General features: G+C 33.9%; 12 protein-coding genes and 1 pseudogene. 10 read left to right on the forward strand and 3 right to left on the reverse strand.

Translation table 11 applies throughout. From position 1 onward, the window contains the following. Positions 1 to 61 precede the first annotated feature (61 nt). Together G7082_RS01480 and G7082_RS01485 are read left to right on the forward strand one after the other, a co-directional pair. Positions 62 to 733 carry an ABC transporter ATP-binding protein gene (locus G7082_RS01480; RefSeq protein WP_420825018.1) on the forward strand — a complete coding sequence of 224 codons (672 nt, stop codon included), beginning with the start codon at positions 62 to 64 and terminating at the stop codon, positions 731 to 733. Then, positions 726 to 1,484: an ABC transporter permease gene (locus G7082_RS01485; protein WP_166033404.1), complete on the forward strand. Its 759-nt coding sequence runs from the start codon at positions 726 to 728 to the stop codon at positions 1,482 to 1,484. Before G7082_RS01480 ends, G7082_RS01485 begins: the two co-directional genes overlap by 8 nt. A gap of 43 nt (positions 1,485 to 1,527) precedes the next feature. On the opposite strand, the gene G7082_RS01490 is transcribed toward G7082_RS01485, so the two are convergent. Together G7082_RS01490 and G7082_RS01495 are read right to left on the reverse strand one after the other, a co-directional pair. After that, positions 1,528 to 2,085: a recombinase family protein gene (locus G7082_RS01490; protein WP_166033405.1), complete on the reverse strand. Its 558-nt coding sequence runs from the start codon at positions 2,083 to 2,085 to the stop codon at positions 1,528 to 1,530. Positions 2,086 to 2,394: 309 nt separating this feature from the next. Continuing rightward, entirely contained in the window at positions 2,395 to 8,571 is a 6,177-nt protein-coding gene (locus G7082_RS01495; protein ID WP_166033406.1) for a MucBP domain-containing protein, read from the reverse strand. Between the two features lie 302 nt (positions 8,572 to 8,873). Between G7082_RS01495 and G7082_RS01500 the strand changes: the two genes are divergently transcribed. The 6 genes and pseudogenes from G7082_RS01500 to G7082_RS01525 all read left to right on the forward strand — a co-directional run bounded on the left by G7082_RS01500 (position 8,874) and on the right by G7082_RS01525 (position 14,299). After that, positions 8,874 to 10,181 (forward strand): Sapep family Mn(2+)-dependent dipeptidase, encoded by a 1,308-nt coding sequence (locus G7082_RS01500; protein ID WP_166033407.1) that lies wholly within the window; start codon positions 8,874 to 8,876, stop codon positions 10,179 to 10,181. Between the two features lie 63 nt (positions 10,182 to 10,244). Further along, the gene (locus G7082_RS01505; RefSeq protein ID WP_166033408.1) at positions 10,245 to 10,964 is read left to right on the forward strand and encodes a GntR family transcriptional regulator, LSA1692 subfamily; all 720 of its coding nucleotides are present in this window, start codon (positions 10,245 to 10,247) and stop codon (positions 10,962 to 10,964) included. 128 nt (positions 10,965 to 11,092) lie between these two features. Beyond that, positions 11,093 to 12,046 (forward strand): glycosylasparaginase, encoded by a 954-nt coding sequence (locus G7082_RS01510; protein ID WP_166033409.1) that lies wholly within the window; start codon positions 11,093 to 11,095, stop codon positions 12,044 to 12,046. A 13-nt stretch (positions 12,047 to 12,059) separates the two neighbouring features. After that, positions 12,060 to 12,392, forward strand: a complete 333-nt coding sequence (locus G7082_RS01515; protein ID WP_166033410.1) for a PTS sugar transporter subunit IIB — start codon at positions 12,060 to 12,062, stop codon at positions 12,390 to 12,392. A 14-nt stretch (positions 12,393 to 12,406) separates the two neighbouring features. Beyond that, positions 12,407 to 13,765, forward strand: a complete 1,359-nt coding sequence (gene celB, locus G7082_RS01520) for a PTS cellobiose transporter subunit IIC (RefSeq protein ID WP_166033411.1) — start codon at positions 12,407 to 12,409, stop codon at positions 13,763 to 13,765. 19 nt (positions 13,766 to 13,784) lie between these two features. After that, a pseudogene (locus tag G7082_RS01525) lies at positions 13,785 to 14,299 on the forward strand (GrdB-related putative oxidoreductase). A gap of 42 nt (positions 14,300 to 14,341) precedes the next feature. Here the strand turns inward: G7082_RS01525 and G7082_RS01530 are convergent. Beyond that, positions 14,342 to 16,252 (reverse strand): sucrose-specific PTS transporter subunit IIBC, encoded by a 1,911-nt coding sequence (locus G7082_RS01530; RefSeq protein WP_166033412.1) that lies wholly within the window; start codon positions 16,250 to 16,252, stop codon positions 14,342 to 14,344. A 204-nt stretch (positions 16,253 to 16,456) separates the two neighbouring features. Between G7082_RS01530 and G7082_RS01535 the strand changes: the two genes are divergently transcribed. Beyond that, positions 16,457 to 17,956: a sucrose-6-phosphate hydrolase gene (locus G7082_RS01535; protein WP_202983120.1), complete on the forward strand. Its 1,500-nt coding sequence runs from the start codon at positions 16,457 to 16,459 to the stop codon at positions 17,954 to 17,956. Positions 17,957 to 17,970: 14 nt separating this feature from the next. Further along, complete coding sequence (locus tag G7082_RS01540; protein WP_166033413.1) at positions 17,971 to 18,948, forward strand: LacI family DNA-binding transcriptional regulator; 978 nt, start codon at positions 17,971 to 17,973, stop codon at positions 18,946 to 18,948. The last annotated feature ends 3 nt before the right edge of the window (positions 18,949 to 18,951 follow it).

An 18,951-nucleotide genomic window follows, 5' to 3' on the forward strand; every position in this document is an offset into this window, starting at 1 on the left:
TTTAAGCTCTTTTCTTCCTCAAAATAACAAGGAGCATGATAAAATACAAGTTATACATAAATTGGAGGTTTTTACTATCATCCCCTTATTAGAATTAAAAAATCTTTATTTCAAAGCTAATGATAAATCTATTTTAACTGATATTTCTCTGACTATTGATTCGGGAGATTTCATAACAATCAGTGGTCCTTCTGGCAGCGGAAAAAGCACTTTATTAAAACTCATTGCTAACATGATTCCAATATCATCTGGAGACATCCTCTTTAATCATCAACCTATTAATCAGTATCTTCCTACTGATTATAGAAAAGAGGTTTCTTATTTCTTTCAATCACCTGTCTTATTTGGAAAAACTGTTCGAGATAACCTAGTATTTCCCTATGACATTAGACAACTGCCTTTTAATGAAGAAAGAGCTCTTTTTTTATTAAAATCTGTCAATTTAAAGAGCGCAGATCTCACCAGAGCGATTGATTCCTTATCCGGTGGGGAAAAACAACGAGTGGCCTTTGTCAGAAACCTTTTGTTTTTACCTAAAATTCTCTTATTAGATGAAGTAACTAGCGCACTAGATCAAGAAAATAAAGATATTCTTCATAAAATTATTAAAGATCTAAACGAAGAACAGAATATAACTATTTTATGGGTGACCCACAATCAAGATGAATTCAATTTATCTTCAAAACACATCACCTTAGTAAACGGAGAATTGGCAGGTGACTCTCATGAATAGTCTTAACATTTCAAATACCTCTTTACTTTTAGCCAGTACCTTGGTCATCATCGCCTTATCTGTTGACTACAAAGAAAAATTAGGTCTAGGTAAAGATATTTTCATTGCTGCAATTAGAGCTGTTGTTCAACTATTTTTAATTGGTTATATTCTTAGCTCAATTTTCAAATTAGATAATCTAATTGTCACAAGTGCCATGGTTCTATTTATTATTTTCAATGCTTCTTATCATGCTGGAAAAAGAGCCTCTCATTTAAAAAATGGCTTCTTGATTTCCTTAGCGGCTATTGGTATAGGAACGAGCGTTTCATTGCTAGTTTTATTTTTATCAGGCACCTTAAAATGGACCCCATCACAACTTGTACCAATCACAGGGATGATTGCCAGTAATGCCATGACCGCGGTGGGTGTTGGTTATCGAAGCATGAACTCGAAATTCACAGATCAGAAACAACAAGTTCAAGAAAAACTTGCGCTTGGAGCAACTAAAAAGCAAGCCTCACTCCCTATCATTAGAGACAGTATAAAAACTGCCATGTCACCTAGTATTGATAGTACTAAAACGGTTGGCTTAGTTAGTTTACCTGGGATGATGAGCGGTTTAATGTTTGCCGGAATTGATCCAAGTACCGCTATTAGATACCAAATTGTGGTTATGTTTATGCTTATATCCACAACTGGATTTGCGACAATGATTGCGATGTATCTAAGCTATTTAGAATACTTTAATGAATCTGAACAATTAAAATAAACCTATGTGGGTTAGAATTTCTAATCCACATAGGTTTCTATTTTTATCTTTCTTGAACGTATTTATACGCTGTTCCAAGTGAGATATTACATTCTTCAGCAATTTGACGCAAAGTGTAGCGATTGTTGTTGTATAAGAATCTAATTTGTTCAATGGTTTCTTCAGAGATTTTTGGACGTCCACCTACACGACCTTTACGACGCGCTTCTTGTAATCCTTTAGTTGTTCTTTCTCTGATAATTAATTTTTCCATTTCTGCAATTTTTAAAATCATTTCAACATAAGGTCCATCATTAATATCACTATAAGCTGCACCTTTTTTCACAACAACTAATTGGATGTCTTTTGCTTTTAATTCTGATAAAAATTCAGCTAATTGAATGATTGACTTACCTAAACATCTCAATTCATAAACAACTAATTGGTCCCCTGCTCCCAAGCTTTCAATAACTTGTGTTAAAACAATATCACTTTGGCTGATTTCTGACATATCTTCTTTTTCAATTGAGACTGTTTCGATTGAAAATCCTTTTAAGCCTTCAACTTGTTCTCTTACGTATGCTTCTTCACTAGATGCGTATACATATCCTATTTTTTTCATGGTTGTATCCTCCTATATGAACATGATTTTTACTGATAATCATGTATTTCCTTTTGCTATGTTCATAGTATATCTCTTTTTTAAAAAACCTGCCTTATCAAACTTTTCTCAACGTTGCGAAATTTTTGATAAAAAAAGAACTATTAATGAATTTAGACGATTTTTTCTCACTTTAATTCTCTTTTCGCATTATTTATATATGTTTTATGAACAAAAATAAAGTAAATTGTGATAAAACTAATTATCGTTTTATCACAATTTACTTCTATCTTTTTAATTTACCAAGCATTATGTTTGCTAATGCTCTTATTATTCCTTTTCTTTTCTCTTTAAAACCGCCAAAACAGCTAGCCCAAGAATACCAATCATACTAATAACAAATGAATTTATATTATTTTCTCCAGTTTTAGGAAGAGTTCTTCCTGCGCTTGTCGATCCATTATTATTAGTTGAAGTTTTTTTAGTTACTGTTTTTTTGTTTTGTTTGTAGATATAAACGACTTCTTGCGTTTCTTTCGTAAATGTTCCTTTAGCGTTCTTAGGTGTTTCTTTCAACTTCCAACCTTCAATCTCTTTGGCTTTCGTTTCGTAAACTTCACCTAATTTACCACTTAGAATTTCTTTTTCTGCTAACTCTTTTCCTTCTTCATCCACGTATTTTACATTTACTTTCGATACTTCTTCTTTCACTTTTTCGTAAACATAAACGACTTCTTGCGTTTCTTTTGTAAATGTTCCTTTAGCGTTCTTAGGTGTTTCTTTCAACTTCCAACCTTCAATCTCTTTGGCTTTCGTTTCGTATGTTTCACCTAATTTTCCGCTTAACACTTCTTTTTCAGCTAATTCTTTTCCTTCTTCGTCTACATATTTCACATTTACTTTTGCCACTTCTTCTTTTACTTTTTCATAAACATAAACGACTTCTTGCGTTTCTTTTGTAAATGTTCCTTTGGCATTTTTAGGGGTTTCTTTCAACTTCCAGCCTTCAATCTCTTTGGCTTTCGTTTCGTATGTTTCACCTAATTTTCCGCTTAACACTTCTTTTTCAGCTAATTCTTTTCCTTCTTCGTCTACATATTTCACATTTACTTTTGCCACTTCTTCTTTTACTTTTTCATAAACATAAACGACTTCTTGCGTTTCTTTTGTAAATGTTCCTTTGGCATTTTTAGGGGTTTCTTTCAACTTCCAACCTTCAATCTCTTTGGCTTTCGTTTCGTAAACTTCACCTAATTTACCACTTAGAATTTCTTTTTCTGCTAACTCTTTTCCTTCTTCATCCATGTATTTTACATTTACTTTTGCCACTTCTTCTTTTACTTTTTCGTAAATGTAGATGACTTCTTGCATTTCTTTCGTGAATGTTCCTTTGGCATTTTTAGGTGTTTCTTTCAACTTCCAGCCTTCAATCTCTTTAGCTTTCGTTTCGTATGTTTCACCTAATTTTCCGCTTAACACTTCTTTTTCAGCTAATTCTTTTCCTTCTTCGTCTACATATTTCACATTTACTTTTGCCACTTCTTCTTTTACTTTTTCATAAACATAAACGACTTCTTGCGTTTCTTTTGTAAATGTTCCTTTAGCATTTTTAGGGGTTTCTTTTAAAGTCCAGCCTTCGATTACTTTGGCTTTCGTTTCATAAGATTCACCTAATTTTCCGCTTAATTCCTCTTTTGTAGATAATTCTTTGCCTGATTCATCTACATATTTTACATTTACTTTTGATACTTCTTCTTTTACTTTTTCATAAACATAAACGACTTCTTGCGTTTCTTTCGTGAATGTTCCTTTGGCATTTTTAGGTGTTTCTTTCAACTTCCAGCCTTCAATCTCTTTAGCTTTCGTTTCATAAGATTCACCTAATTTTCCGCTTAATTCCTCTTTTGTAGATAATTCTTTGCCTGATTCGTCTACATATTTCACATTTACTTTCGATACTTCTTCTTTCACTTTTTCGTAAATGTAGATGACTTCTTGCATTTCTTTCGTAAATGTTCCTTTAGCGTTCTTAGGTGTTTCTTTCAACTTCCAACCTTCAATCTCTTTGGCTTTCGTTTCGTATGTTTCACCTAATTTACCACTTAATACTTCTTTCTTAGATAACTCTTTACCCGATTCATCTACATATTTTACATTTACTTTCGATATTTCTTCTTTCACTTTTTCGTAAACGTAAACTACTTCTTGCATTTTTTTCGTAAATGTTCCTTTAGCATTTTTAGGTGTCTCTTTTAAGATCCAACCATCGATTGCTTTGGCTTTCGTTTCGTATGATTCACCTAATTTTCCGCTTAATTCTTCTTTTTCAGCTAGCTCTTTTCCTAATTTATCTACATATTTTGCAGTTACTTTTGCCACTTCTTCTTTTACTTTTTCATAAACATAAACGACTTCTTGCGTTTCTTTCGTAAATGTTCCTTTAGCATTTTTAGGGTTTTCTTTTAACTTCCAACCTTCGATTACTTTGGCTTTGGTTTCGTATGATTCACCTAATTTTCCGCTTAATTCTTCTTTTTCAGCTAGCTCTTTTCCTAATTTATCTACATATTTTGCAGTTACTTTGGCGCCTTCTTCTTTTTCATAAACGTAAACTACTTCTTGCGTTTCTTTCGTAAATGTTCCTTTCGCGTTTTTAGGTGTTTCTTTCAACTTCCAACCTTCAATCTCTTTAGCTGTTGTTTCGTATGATTCATCTAATTTTCCGCTTAACACTTCTTTTTCAGCTAATTCTTTACCGGATTCATCTACATATTTTGCGGTTACTTTGGCGCCTTCTTCTTTTTCATAAACATAAAAGACTTCTTGTTCCTCTGATGTAAACACGCCTTCTGCATTTGTTGCTGTCTCTTTTAACGTCCAACCTTCAATCTCTTTAGCTGTTGTTTGGTAAGTTTCATCTAGTTTACCACTTAAAATATCTGGTTCTACTATGTCCGTATATGATTCATCTACATATCTTACAGTTACATTGACTCCTTGAGCTTTATCGTAAACAAAAACCACTGTTAAAGGATTCTCACTGAAAAAGCCATTCATATTATCAGGAATTCCCACTAGCTGCCAACCAGTCACATTTCTAGCCTTAGCTGTATATGCTTCACCAGAAAAACCATTCATCACTACTGGATTCGCTAATTGTTTACCATTTCTATCTACAAATCTAACAGTTACTGGGGCTCCTTTAGCTTTCTTATATCTGTACGTAACATATTGGATACTCTCTTTAAACGTTCCTGAAATATTATATGGGAATCCCTCTAGCTCCCAATTTGGAATTTTCTTCTCTTCAGATTTATAAGGTAGCCCTAACTTACCTGTTAACACAACTTCTGGTGCTAAGGTATTTCCTAATCCATCTTGATATCGAACGATGACAGGTTGGCTATTTGCTTCTTTCACATACACAAAAGTCACTGTTTGCCCTACTGTTTTAAAGACGCCTTTTGCATTTTCAGGTGTTTCTTTTAGAGTCCAGCCTTCAATCTTTTTAGGCTCAGCTTGATAGTCCACTCCCAACGCCCCTTCAAGACGTTCTTCATCCGCTAATTCGTTGCCTATTTCATCTACATATTTAATAATAACAGGCTGCGCTTTTTGTTTTTTGAATTTAGCAGTAAATGTTAAGTTCTTAGTTAATATTTCATCTTTTCCTGGTAAATTAGGATCCCATTCAGCAAACTCATAAAACTCATTTGGAATTGTCTTTGGAATATTCTTGATAACTTTATCCCATGTCACCCCGTAAGGAATTTTAATGGTTCTAATTGGGTTTCCTTCTAATTTACCACCTTCATCAGCTTTAAAAGTAATACTGATTTCTTGTTTTTCCCAAACGGCATATAAATCAATGTCTTTGTCTGCTGTTTTAAAATCAGCAGATAAGTCATAATCTTTTTCACCATTAGCTGACTTACTCCAACCAATTAGTTTAGCTCCTTCTTTGTTGAAGATCTCACCGGCTAACTGGATATTTGTATTTTTGTATGCTGAGCTTTGTTTTACTTCATCGCCATTATGATAATTAATATGAATCGTTTCATTTTCTGGAGCAAATTCTGCTGTTAATAGCGTATCTCCTTTAACAGGAATTAACGCATTTACTTGATACAAATTAAAATCTTTATTAGAACGCCAACCGATAAAAACATGATTTTTTGGTGGTGTAATTGAATCACTTGTCAGAACTCTTCCCACAGATCCCAAAGAATAAATATTTTTATCCTCAGGAACTTCACCTGTCCCACGACCTTTATCATATGTAACGTAGTAAGGATTTGTTTTCCATTTAGCATATAATGTAATATCTTTTGTCAGTGGTATTGTATTAGTAAATTCTGAATAGGTCGTTCCACCAATCAACCAATACCATCCCATGAAGACACCTTTATCTTCTACAAAGGTTTCATTCTTCACATATTCTCGAGGGAATTTTACGGTTTCATTTTTACCGTATCCTTGTTCTAGTAGTTCTTTACCATTAACACCATCTAAGTATTTGACTTTAATTTCTTGAGATTCCCATTTGGCAAAAAATTTTAAGTCATTTGCAGGCATAGTTAAATTTTCGAAATCTACTCTATTACGATACTCATCATCATAATACCAGCCTTTAAAATCATAGTCATTTTTTATTGGCATTCCAGGACTAGCAATTTCTCCTTCAAATTTCAAATTTTTAGATATCGGAACATCCGAAATAAAGGTTCCACCTTTTAAATCATAAGATAAATTAAATGATTTTCTTTTATATTTTAAATCAATTGAGTCTGGTGCTGGATCAAATTCTTGTTTCATTGGCGTAAAGAATCCTCGTATATCTCTAGGATGGTAAGTTATTTTATTTTTAGTCATATTATTTTTAAAAATTCTTGGTCCTTTAAAATCAGTACCTTCAACATTTTCTAAATACTCATTAAACGTTATTTCCTTTAATTCTTTTTCAAATTCAATCCACACCCCTAAATTTTCTTTCGATGGATCTTTAGGTAAAAAAGTCGTTGAGATGTATGTTGTTTTCCCTAACCAATTAACTGGATATAAAGATTCTTGTCTCCACGGAGATAAAGCATAAAAAAAGTTATTACTCCTAATTATCATTTCTTCCGGTTGTGGAAATTTTCGTTCAACATTTTCTCCAAATTTAGCTTTTACTTCATAACTTGGCAGTATGTTTCCATTTTGATTCCTTTTTCCAAAATAATCTATCCCATTTTTATTAAACCCGTTCAATGGATCTAAAATATAAAATTGATAGTTATAAATTCTTAATCTAGAATAAACATTAATAGTAGTTTCACCATTTCCTGATAATTTATCTTTTTTCGAATGATCAAATGTATAATACTCAATCCCTTTTCTTGTATAATAATTAGCATTACCCTCTAATATTTGTTGAACTTCTTGTTCACTCTTTATATCAATCTCTGTACCAGATAATCCTTTTTGTTTAGTAGAGGTTCCAGCGTACTCATAATTATCTGGATTACTACCCGGATCACCAATGACTCCTAACTTCTCTCTCCAAAAAACTACTGTATACTCAGCTTCAGCAGCTTCCCAAACAGCATATAATGTGACGTTTCCAGTGATTGGTGTTGCAAAATCATATTTTTCACCTTTTGGTTTTAGTGACCAATGTTTAAATGTGTACCCACTTCTTGTTGGAGTAGTAGGTTCTTCAATTCCTTTGCCATTTGTTGCTTGAACTGGTTCTACTTGTGTTCCTTCTGAAATAAATAGAACGGTATGGGTATCGGAAAATTTAGGAACTAAAACCAAATCTTTCGAAACTTTATTTAATTCAAATGAAAATGGTTGCTCTTTTGGATCACTCTCGTCATACCAGTACATAAAAAATTTATCTGCTGGTGCTTTAGGATCTTTTTTAGTTTCTTCTATATTTTCATTCTTATTTCGTTCATAAGAATCAATAATCGTTCCTGTGCTGTCTTTAAATTGAATTAAGAATTTTTCAGAAAATTTAGCATGATACACTGTTTCTTCATCTATAACTTCTTCAAATGTCACTTTTTTATCATTTTTATCAAACCATCCTAAAAAGGTTCCCTTACCTATAGGATCTTTGGGTTTCTCTATTTTTTCTCCTTTTTCGACGGAGACTTCTTTATAAACTTCTTCTCCTACCATAAAATTAACGAAAAGTTTTTCTTTGATATCTTTAGTTTCTTCTTTTACCTCTTCTTCTGATGAAGATTCTTCAGACACAGTGTCTTGTGTTGACTCTATTCTTTCACTTGTCGATGACTCTTCCAATTTTTTACTCGAACTACTCTCCGTTGAGTCCTCCGTACTTTCTTTAGTTGCCTCTTGTGTTTCTGAACTGGTTGTCTCTTTTTCTACGACTGATTCCGCATCTTTTTTCACAAAGTGATTTATTTCACTTGAAGATACAGCGAGGGGTTGCATTAATAAAATCCCCGCCATAATTGTCGTACTAATTTGTCTCATTAACTTATTTCTCTTCATTGATATCTCTCCTTTTCTAAGTATGATAGTCAAATTCGGGAACATTAACTGAACACAATTTGTAAACAAAAAAAACATTTTCTAACTATTAAAATGATAAAAAAACTTATAACATAACATTAAAACTGTTTATACTTTTATTTTAACATAAGCACCAAAACAATAAAACATTTTCATAAATGAAGTTTAATTAACTTTTATTAATCACTATTAAACAACTTTAACTGATTTTAAGGTCTTTATCTTTATTTTGGAAACTCCGTTAAAATAGTATATACTAAAAACAAAAAGGAGATTTTTAAATGAATCCTGACCTCATTAAACAAAAAATAAAAGAAGTTGAGCCATTATTCATTCAAGGTTTAACAAAAATTATGAAAATAAACAGCGTTAAAGGAGAAGCCACAGAAATAGCCCCTTTTGGAAATGGACCAAAAAAAGCATTACTCGCTACGTTAGATTTGGCTGAAGAATTAGGTTTTAAAACAAAAATGGTTGATAATGCTGTGGGATATGCACAACTAGGAGAGGATAACGAAGAATATATTGGAATTATCGGTCATTTAGATGTTGTTCATGAAGGAACAAACTGGGATTATCCACCATTTGATTTAACATTAAATAACGATTGTTTTTATGGAAGAGGAGTTTTAGATAACAAGGGGCCAATTTTAGCCAATCTTTATGCGCTTTATGTTTTAAAAGAACTTAACTTTCCTTTTACTAAAACAATCCGCATTATGTTTGGAACCGATGAAGAAAGTGGTTCAGCGGATATTCCTATGTATCTTGCCCATGAAAAACCACCGATGTACGGATATACTCCTGATTGTAAATACCCTGCTGTCTACGGAGAACGCGGTGTCTTATGCATTAAACTGGTAACACAAATTACTGATAATTCTTTAAATAGTCTAACTTCTTTCAATGGGAATTTTGACCGCAGTGCTGTTCCTGACTCTTTAAGCTTTTCCATCAGCCAAAATGACTACGCACTAACAGGAAAACGAGCACCGAGTAACGCTCCTGATTTAGGAGAAAACGTCATTACTTTATTCGCTCAAAAAATGGTCCAAGAAAATCTTGTTTCTGGGGAATTTTTTGAATACCTAACTTGGCTTTCTAACTCTTTCCATGAGAAACACGATGGATCTGGATTAGGTATTGATTTTTTTGATGCTGAATCCGGAAAACTCTCACTTACTCCAGTTAATTTAGAGTTTCAAAAAGATACCATTATACTGGAATTTTCAACTCGATACCCTGTTTCGATTACTAAAGACCAAATTATTGAACAATTACAAAAAGTCTTGCCTTTAGAAACAAATTTATCGATTACAAGAGAGATGTCCTCTACAAAATTTGATCCACATCATCCCATGATTCAGAAAATGACCAAAGTTTATGAAGCGTTAACTGGACTTGATGGGACACCCGTTACAACGACTGGTGCAACGTATGCTAGAAGCATGCCTAATATCATTGCTTTTGGACCTTCTTTTCCAGGGCAAAAAGGGATTGCACATAATAAAAATGAATATATGGATAAAGTAGATTTAATGAAAAATCTTGAGATTTATACCTACTTACTTGCTGAATTAGGAGTATAAATATCATGTCTCCTCCTTTTATTCATGATATAATACCTCTATTATGCATGAGAGGATTCAACTATGAGAAATACAACAAATATTTTTACTGAAATCGCTAATAAAATTAATACTAAAATTAAAAACGGATCGTATAGTATCGAACAAAAATTACCTTCTGAATATGATCTCGCTAAAGAGTTTAACGTGAGTCGCTTAACGATTAGAAAAGCAGTTGATCTACTCATTAAACAAAACATTTTAATTAAACAAAAAGGTAAAGGCACCTACATCATGAAGCAAACAGATAAGTTTCAAAGTGGTAAAAATGGTCTGTTAAGTTTTACAGAAAGTGCCCGAGCTTACGGAAAAACATCTAAAGCTACATTAATAACCTTTGAGAAAACAACTCAATTACCTGAGGAAGTAAAAGAAAACCTTCAAGTTCAAGAGGAACCTGTTTTTCATATTAAACGCTTAAGATTTTTCGATGAAGACCCGATGACCATTGAAGAAATCTTTATTAAAGAAACACTTCTTGATGAAGCAACTTTAGAAGAAAATATTACTGGCTCAATTTTCAAATTAATTGAAGAAAAATCTGACATTGCTTATTCCCATCAAGAAATAGAAGCTGTTTTAGCGACCGATGAACTAAGTGAGTTTTTAGCAGTTGAAAAAGGTCAACCCCTTTTACTGGTTCATACAACGACCTATTCAGCTTCGGGACACCCTATTTTATTTGATAAATCTTATTATCGCGGAGATAAATACACGTTTAAAAACATTCTCCACCGAATTTAATACGCTACCACAAGACAATTTGTTTCGACGAATTGTCTTTTTTTATTTCAGTATAGACAAAACAGTATATACTAATATATAATTCTAAATGTAAACGCTATTAATAAAAATACAAAGGAGAAGATTGGATGAATTACGGTACAATCGCAACTTGGCGAATGGCTCATGATGGTGTTATTAAAGCCAATGAATTACTACAAAACAGCGGATCTTCTGATGACGCACTTGAAATCACGGTTAAATCTGTTGAAGACTATCCTTTCTATAAATCAGTTGGCTTTGGTGGTTTGCCAAACGCTAAAGGCATTTTAGAAATGGACGCTGCTTTTATGAATGGAGATACCTTTCAATTGGGAGCAGTGGCAGGAATCACGGATATCAAGAATCCCATCTCTGTGGCAAGAAAACTAAGTCACGAAAAATTTAATAGTTTTCTAGTAGGACAAGGAGCAACCGATTATGCGATTGAAGAAGGTTTTGAAGAAAAAGAAATGTTAACAGAACGAGCAAGAAAAATTTGGTCAAATCGTTTGGATGACATCAAAAAACATAATTTAAGCGCTTATGATGGTCACGATACTGTGGGCGTGGTCACTTTAGATAAACAAGGAAGCATGACAGCCGGCACATCAAGTTCTGGTCTATTCATGAAACGACCGGGACGTGTGGGAGATTCCCCTTTATCAGGTTCTGGTTTTTATGTGGATAGTGAAATTGGCGGAGCTTCTGCCACTGGTTTAGGCGAGGATTTAATGAAAGGTTGCCTAGCCTATGAAATTGTTAGAAAAATGAAAGAAGGACTTTCACCTCAAGAAGCGTGTGATCAAACCCTCTATTCTTTTCACGATTTGCTAACAAAGAGATATGGAAAAGCTGGAGCATTTTCTCTAATCGCCATGAACAATCGTGGTCAGTGGGGTGTTGCAACTAATGTCGAATTTACTTTTTCAGTTGGAAATCAAGAAAAAGAACCAGCTATTTTTATTGCTAATATGGGAAATAACCATTCAACGATTATTGAACCGATTAGCCAAGAATGGTTAGATGCTTATGAAAAAAGAATTAAAGCACCGATAAAATAAGGAGGAAAAAAGAATGAGTACTAAGAAAATTTATTTATTTTGTGACGCGGGAATGTCAACAAGTATTATGGTGAATAAAATGATGGAGGTTGTTAAATCTCATAATATGCCTCTAGAAATATCCGCACATCCTGTGGGTAGAACAAAAGAAATGGTTGAAAAAGAAAAACCCATCGCCATTGTTTTAGGTCCTCAAGTAAGATTTATTTTAGATAAAACAAAAGCAGAATACGAACCTCTTGGTATTCCTGTTTGTTCCATTGATCCCGAAGCATATGGCATGATGAACGGGGAAAAAGCATTAAAAGATGTCTTAAAAGTCATCAAAACATTTAAGAAAGATTAAGGAGGCTGATTTTATTGAAAAAGTTTTTGGATTGGCTTGAAAGAATATTAACACCTATGGCTAGAGTCATTGGTGAAAACAAGTACTTAATTGCGATTCGTGACGGATTCTTATTATCAACACCGCTACTTATCGTCGGTTCAATCTTTTTATTAATCGCTAATTTCCCACTACCACAATGGGATGGTTGGATGTCTGCTATTTTAGGATCTGAGTGGGCTCAACATATGTCTGTTCCAGCTAGCGCTAGTTTTGATGTAATGACCATTTTAGCTGTAGCTGGTATTGGTTACAGTTTAGCAAGGCAATTTGATGAAGATGCCATGCAAGCTGCAGTCGTATCTCTTGTTGCTTTCTTCATCGTTACACCTTATACGACATTTTTTACGCCTGAAGGATCCGAAACAGTTTATGAAGTGAGTAGCTTACCTTTAAAATGGATGGGTTCTAGTGGGTTATTTTTAGGTATGATTACTGCTCTTATTGCTACTAGACTTTTTGTTTTTGTCCTGAAAAAAGGTTGGAAAATCAAAATGCCTGAGGGTGTACCACCAACTGTCGTTAAATCATTTGAAGCACTTATTCCAAGTTTTGTTGTTGTTTCTATCTTTTTTATCATTAGTTGGTTATCAGCTTTAACTCCTTATGGCAATTTACAAGAAGTCATTTTTAATTTATTACAAGCACCTCTACTGTCTTTAGGTAATACCTTAGGTGCCATGGTTGTGGCTTATCTATTCTTACATTTCTTCTGGTTCTTTGGGATTAACGGCGGAAGTGTCGTTGGTGCTGTTTTTAATCCAGTTTTACGTGCACTATCGATGGAAAATCTGGATGCTTATAAAGAAGGGTTACCTATTCCAAATATTATTACTGGACAATTCCAAGATATGTTCGCAACATTTGGTGGTGCTGGTTCTACCCTATCACTAATCGTTGTTATGATTATTGTTTGTAAGAGTCAAAGAATCAAAAAACTATCCCAATTATCATTAGTACCAGGTATTTTTGGAATTAACGAACCAATTATTTTTGGTTTACCTATTGTTTTAAATCCGATTATTCTAATTCCTTTTGTTTTAGTTCCTACTGTGAATATCATCATTGCTTACTTTGCGATGAATCTTGGCCTAGTTCCATTTACAAACGGGATTCAATTACCATGGACTACTCCTATTATATTTTCTGGTCTACTCGTTAGTGGTTGGCAAGGGGCTGTATTACAAGGAATTCTCTTTGTTTTAGGCATGTTTATCTATTATCCATTTATCAAAGTAATGGATAATCAATACCTTAAAGAAGAAGCAGCGATTTTAGAGAAAAAAGAAGAAGAAGATATCAGTTTTGACGATTTCGATTTTGATGCTTTATAAAATTGGAGATGAATAGATAATGAAAAAAATTGCACTTATTTTAAATCATGTTCAAGCAGGAATGGGTAGCGATGAAAACGCCATGTTACCACCTAGTGGGAAAAAAACGCCATTGGTCCTGGTGAAATTCTAAAACCAATGTTTAAGGCAAATGATGCCGATATTGTAGCGACTCTGTTTTGCGGGGATCAATATTATTTAACACATCCAGACGAAGTAGAGAAAAAATTTATCGGTTTTGCTAAAAAATTTGAAGTCGACGCGGTTCTTTGTGGTCCAGCCATGCAATATCCTAATTTCGGTGAAATGTCAGCAAAATTGGCTAAAGCATTTGAACTAGCCGGCATTCCTTCTGTCGCTTCCATGTCTATTGAAAATCCTGCAACAGACGCGTTTAAAAATGACATTACCATTGTTAAAATGCCTAAAAAAGGTGGCATTGGTTTACAAGATTCATTTAAACACATGGCTTTAGTTACTTCAAAAAAAGCTCATAAAGAAGAATTACTAGAGTGTTCAGACTATATTTTTTAATCCAAAAAGGGGTAGTTGGTATTCACCAACTACCCCTTTTTTCTATTTTTCTACTATTAATACAGTTTCGTTTTGATTCACAGTACTTTGAGATGTAACTGTCATTTTTCCATAATCTGATGTATTCGTTACAATCAACATGACTGTCGAATCTAAACCATTTTGTTTAATTTTGTCACGATCAAATGTTCCTAGTTTCTCACCTTGAGCCACTTTTTGACCTTTAGAAACAAAGCTTTCAAAACCATTTTCTGACATTGAAACTGTATCAATCCCAATATGAATCAATAACTCTACGCCACTATCAGTCACCATTCCATAAGCATGATTACTTTCATATAAGGCTGTAATTTCACCACTTAAAGGCGCGTATACGTCACTACTATTTGGAATAATTGCGACACCTTTCCCCATGGCTTCCGATGAGAAAACTGGATCAGAAACAGTCTTTAAATCAATGATTTCTCCAGTGACAGGTGTTAAAATTTTTTCACCTATTGCTTTTTCTACCATTACTTCTTCCATAACAGCTTCTTCTGTCATTTTTTTCTTACCATACATAAATGTTAAGGTGAATGAAATGACAATACTAATCACAATTCCGATCATAAATGCCGGTATTGATGGTGTTGCAATTGAGATAAAACCAATCACACTCGCAGGCCCCATGGCTGTTGCTAATACATGGAAGAAACCGATAAATGCTGAGGCAATACCTGAGGCAATCATGGCACAAATGAATGGGTATTTGAGTTTTAAATTTACCCCAAAAATAGCTGGCTCAGTGATTCCTAACATGGCTGATAAACTTGCTGATGAGGCTAAACTTTTTTGTTTCTCATTTTTTGTTAAGAAGAAAACCGCTAAGGCTGCTCCCCCTTGAGCCACATTTGCCATTGAAGCAACTGGGAATATAAATGAACCTCCCGTTTTTGCAATATCTGCTAAAAGCGTGGTTTCGATTGCTGGGAAACTTTGATGTAATCCAGTAATAACAATTGTTGAATAAAAGGTTCCAAAGATTCCCATGCCAAATGCACCTGTTGCTTCATACAACCATACTAAACTATCTGTTAATCCGTCCGAGACACCACGCATGAATGGTCCTACAATTGCAAAGGTTAAGAAACCTGTAATGATAATACTTAACATTGGTGTAAAGGTAAAATCAAGGGCTTTACTTATATGTCTATGGAAGAATTTTTCTAGATTGGCTAAAATAAATGCCACTGCTAAAACTGGTAAAACGGAACCTTGATAACCAGCTTGTGCAATATTCATACCAAACACATTCCAATAAGGCATTGTGCCTTCTGCAATCGCATTCGCTACACCATAACCATTCACTAAGTCTGGCATAACCATTGCCATTCCCATAGCAGCTCCTAAATAAGGATTCCCACCAAATCGTTTAGTTGCAGAAAAACCAACTAAAATTGGCAGAAAAGCAAATGGTGCAGCTGATAATAAATTAATGATAGATGCTAAATCTTTGATATTAGGATACATCTCAACCACTGATTGAGGACCAAATAATCCTTGAGAGGTTAAGACATTATTAATTGCCATCAGTAAACCACCAGCAACTAAGGCTGGAACGATAGGTACAAAAATATCTGACAATACTTTGATTAATTGCATAAATGGGTTAGGCTTTTTACCTGAACTATTAGCTATCTCTTTTAAATCCTCTGTTGAAGCTTCTTTTACTTTTGTAAGCGAAATCAATTCTTTATAAACTTTATCAACATCTCCAGGACCGATGATAATTTGATATTGACCATTTGCTTCAAAGGTTCCTTTCACATCATCATTTGTATCTAAAGCCGTTTGATTAATTTTCTCTTTATCTTTAACGACTAGTCTTAAACGCGTCGCACAATGTGCTGCTCCAACTAAATTTCCTTCCCCTAAGGCTAGTTGAATCTCTTTAGCAACTTTTTTATGATTCATCTTTCTCTCCCCTTTTTAATTTTTTTAATCTTTATATTCTCTATCATACTTAGAATTCTTAAAATGTCAAACGATTAACAATTATTTTTTAGATTATTTTAAACACGCTTTCTTTATAGCTTTTAAAAGATTCATATTTTTGTTATGCGTTTGACAAATAGTTTCTTTTTAATTATGATAAGTAAAAAAGGAGTTGAATTAAACATGACTCAATTAATAAACGAATGGACTCGAGAATTAAGATATCAACCTTACGATAGTTGGCATACAGACTACACGCAACAACTAAAAAACACCGTTAAAAAAGCGCCTTGGCGACTTGATTATCATGTTCAACCTAATACAGGACTTTTAAATGATCCTAATGGGTTTTCTTATTTTAATAATAAATGGCATCTTTTTTATCAATATTATCCCTTTGGTCCTGTTCACGGACTCAAATCATGGTATCACCTCACCTCAGATAATCTAATTGATTGGGTAAATGAAGGCGTGGCTATCGAACCTACTAATCAATTCGATAGTCACGGTGTTTATTCAGGAACTGCTCTTCCCATTGATGATTCCTTATTCCTTGCCTACTCTGGAAATGTTAGAGATGAGAATTGGCAGCGGAAATCTTATCAATTAGGAGCTAAGATGTCTAAAGAGGGGCACATGCAAAAATTAGAACACCCTCTAATTGATTTTCCGATTAAGGGTTATACTGATCATGTTCGTGACCCACAAATCATTCCTTATGAAGAGGGCTATTTAATGATTTTAGGGGCACAAGATACCAATGAAAAAGGACAAGTTATACTTTTTCAATCTGAAAATTTAACTAACTGGGAGTTTATTGGTAACTTGGACTATGCAGATGAAGAGATGGGCTTCATGGTAGAATGCCCTAATCTTTTATTTATTGAGGAGAAACCACTACTTATTTTTTGTCCTCAAGGTTTGAATAAAAATGTCTTACCTTATGACAACATCTACCCCAATACATATATTTTAGGTTCTGATTTTGATTTAAAGACAGTCACGATTAAAGATGCGACACCTTTACAACAACTAGATTATGGCTTTGATGTTTATGCTACTCAAGCTTTTACAAATAATAATAATCGCCATCTCAGTGTCAGTTGGGTTGGACTTCCAGAAGTGGACTATCCTAGCTTTAAAGATGGCTGGGCTCACTGTTTAAGTTTAGTCAAAGAACTGACCATCAGAAACGGGAAACTCCATCAGTTCCCTATAGCTGAAACGAAAGAATTGCGCCAAGATAAACAGTTGATTGAAGGAACTCTTTCTTCAGAAAATCAAATACTCACTCAACCAAAAAACAACTCTTATGAACTAAATTTATCTTTTGATGCAAACTCTTCTGGAGTGATTCATCTTATGAGGGATGAATCTTTAGACAAGTCATTCAAACTTACTTTTGATACCAAACTAGGAAAACTAATAGTTGACCGAGGGCAAGTAGGCGTTCCTTTTGCAGAAGCGTTTGGAACTACAAGAGAATTAGAATTAACCAAATATTCTTCCCTTGAACTGGACATTTTTGTGGATCAATCAATTATTGAAATCTTCGTTAATAAAGGCTCAGAAGTTATAACGAGTCGTGTATTCCCAAATTCTAATCAAACTAATTTAAAGATTGAAGGACAAGGTGGCAGTTATTTTGGTACAATGTATTCACTACGCAAGATGAAAAATTAAGTTAGGTGAAAATCATGACAATAAAATTAACGGACGTTGCTAAAAAAGCTGGCGTCTCTCCCACAACTGTTTCTCGTGTCATTAATAACTACGGCTCATTAAGTCAAAAAACAATCGATAAAGTCCATCAAGCAATGGAGGAACTAAATTACGTTCCAAATTCTCTTGCCCGTTCTCTACAAGGAAAAGGCACCCAATTGATTGGCTTAATCTTCCCCTCTATTTCCAATCCATTTTACGGAGAGTTAGTGGAAAAAATTGAAGAAAATTTATTCAATAAAGATTACAAAGTTATTTTATGTGATAGTGCTCGTGACACTGAAAAAGAACGTAGCTACCTTAGAATGTTAATCGGAAATAAAGTTGACGGTGTCATTACAGGCTCTCACAATCTAGGAATCAAAGAATATGAAAATGTTAGCTTACCCATTGTTTCTTTTGACCGTTATTTAGGTGACACGGTCCCAATCGTTGGTAGTGATAATTTCTTAGGCGGACAGCTTGCAACACAAGCTTTAATTGATGCTGGTTGTCAAAATATCGCAATTTTTTCCGGAAAGAATGATTCCATGTCTCCTACCAATCGACGAGTCGACGGTTACAAAATGGCGATCAGTAAGGCTGATTTATGTGAGCATACTTTTCACTTCCCATCTCCTACGTCACCCATCGTTAAATCTTCTGAGATCAAACAAATTTTAGAAGAACATGACTTTGATGGTATTTTTTGCACAGATGATTTAACAGCGATTTTAACCATTCAACAACTTGAAAAACTGAATCTTAATGTTCCTAAAGACGTTAAGGTGATTGGTTATGACGGCACACAATTTATCCAAAACTACTATCCTCATTTAGCAACCGTTGCTCAACCAATTGATGAGTATGCTAATCTGCTAGTTGAGTTATTATTAGAGAAAATCAAACACCCTGAAAAAGAACTTAAAAACTTTGAACTACCTGTTAAAGTTATAAAATCTAGCACACTTTAAAAA

This window comes from Vagococcus hydrophili, assembly GCF_011304195.1.
Lineage (GTDB): Bacteria > Bacillota > Bacilli > Lactobacillales > Vagococcaceae > Vagococcus > Vagococcus hydrophili.

Bases quoted from the DNA above. Each gene is read 5' to 3' on its own strand.
- G7082_RS01500 (WP_166033407.1), top strand. From the start codon at position 8,874: ATGAATCCTGACCTCATTAAACAAAAAATAAAAGAAGTTGAGCCATTA.
- G7082_RS01515 (WP_166033410.1), top strand. From the start codon at position 12,060: ATGAGTACTAAGAAAATTTATTTATTTTGTGACGCGGGAATGTCAACA.
- G7082_RS01505 (WP_166033408.1), top strand. From the start codon at position 10,245: ATGAGAAATACAACAAATATTTTTACTGAAATCGCTAATAAAATTAAT.
- G7082_RS01495 (WP_166033406.1), bottom strand. From the start codon at position 8,571: ATGAAGAGAAATAAGTTAATGAGACAAATTAGTACGACAATTATGGCG.
- G7082_RS01540 (WP_166033413.1), top strand. From the start codon at position 17,971: ATGACAATAAAATTAACGGACGTTGCTAAAAAAGCTGGCGTCTCTCCC.
- G7082_RS01490 (WP_166033405.1), bottom strand. From the start codon at position 2,085: ATGAAAAAAATAGGATATGTATACGCATCTAGTGAAGAAGCATACGTA.
- G7082_RS01510 (WP_166033409.1), top strand. From the start codon at position 11,093: ATGAATTACGGTACAATCGCAACTTGGCGAATGGCTCATGATGGTGTT.
- G7082_RS01485 (WP_166033404.1), top strand. From the start codon at position 726: ATGAATAGTCTTAACATTTCAAATACCTCTTTACTTTTAGCCAGTACC.
- G7082_RS01530 (WP_166033412.1), bottom strand. From the start codon at position 16,252: ATGAATCATAAAAAAGTTGCTAAAGAGATTCAACTAGCCTTAGGGGAA.
- G7082_RS01535 (WP_202983120.1), top strand. From the start codon at position 16,457: ATGACTCAATTAATAAACGAATGGACTCGAGAATTAAGATATCAACCT.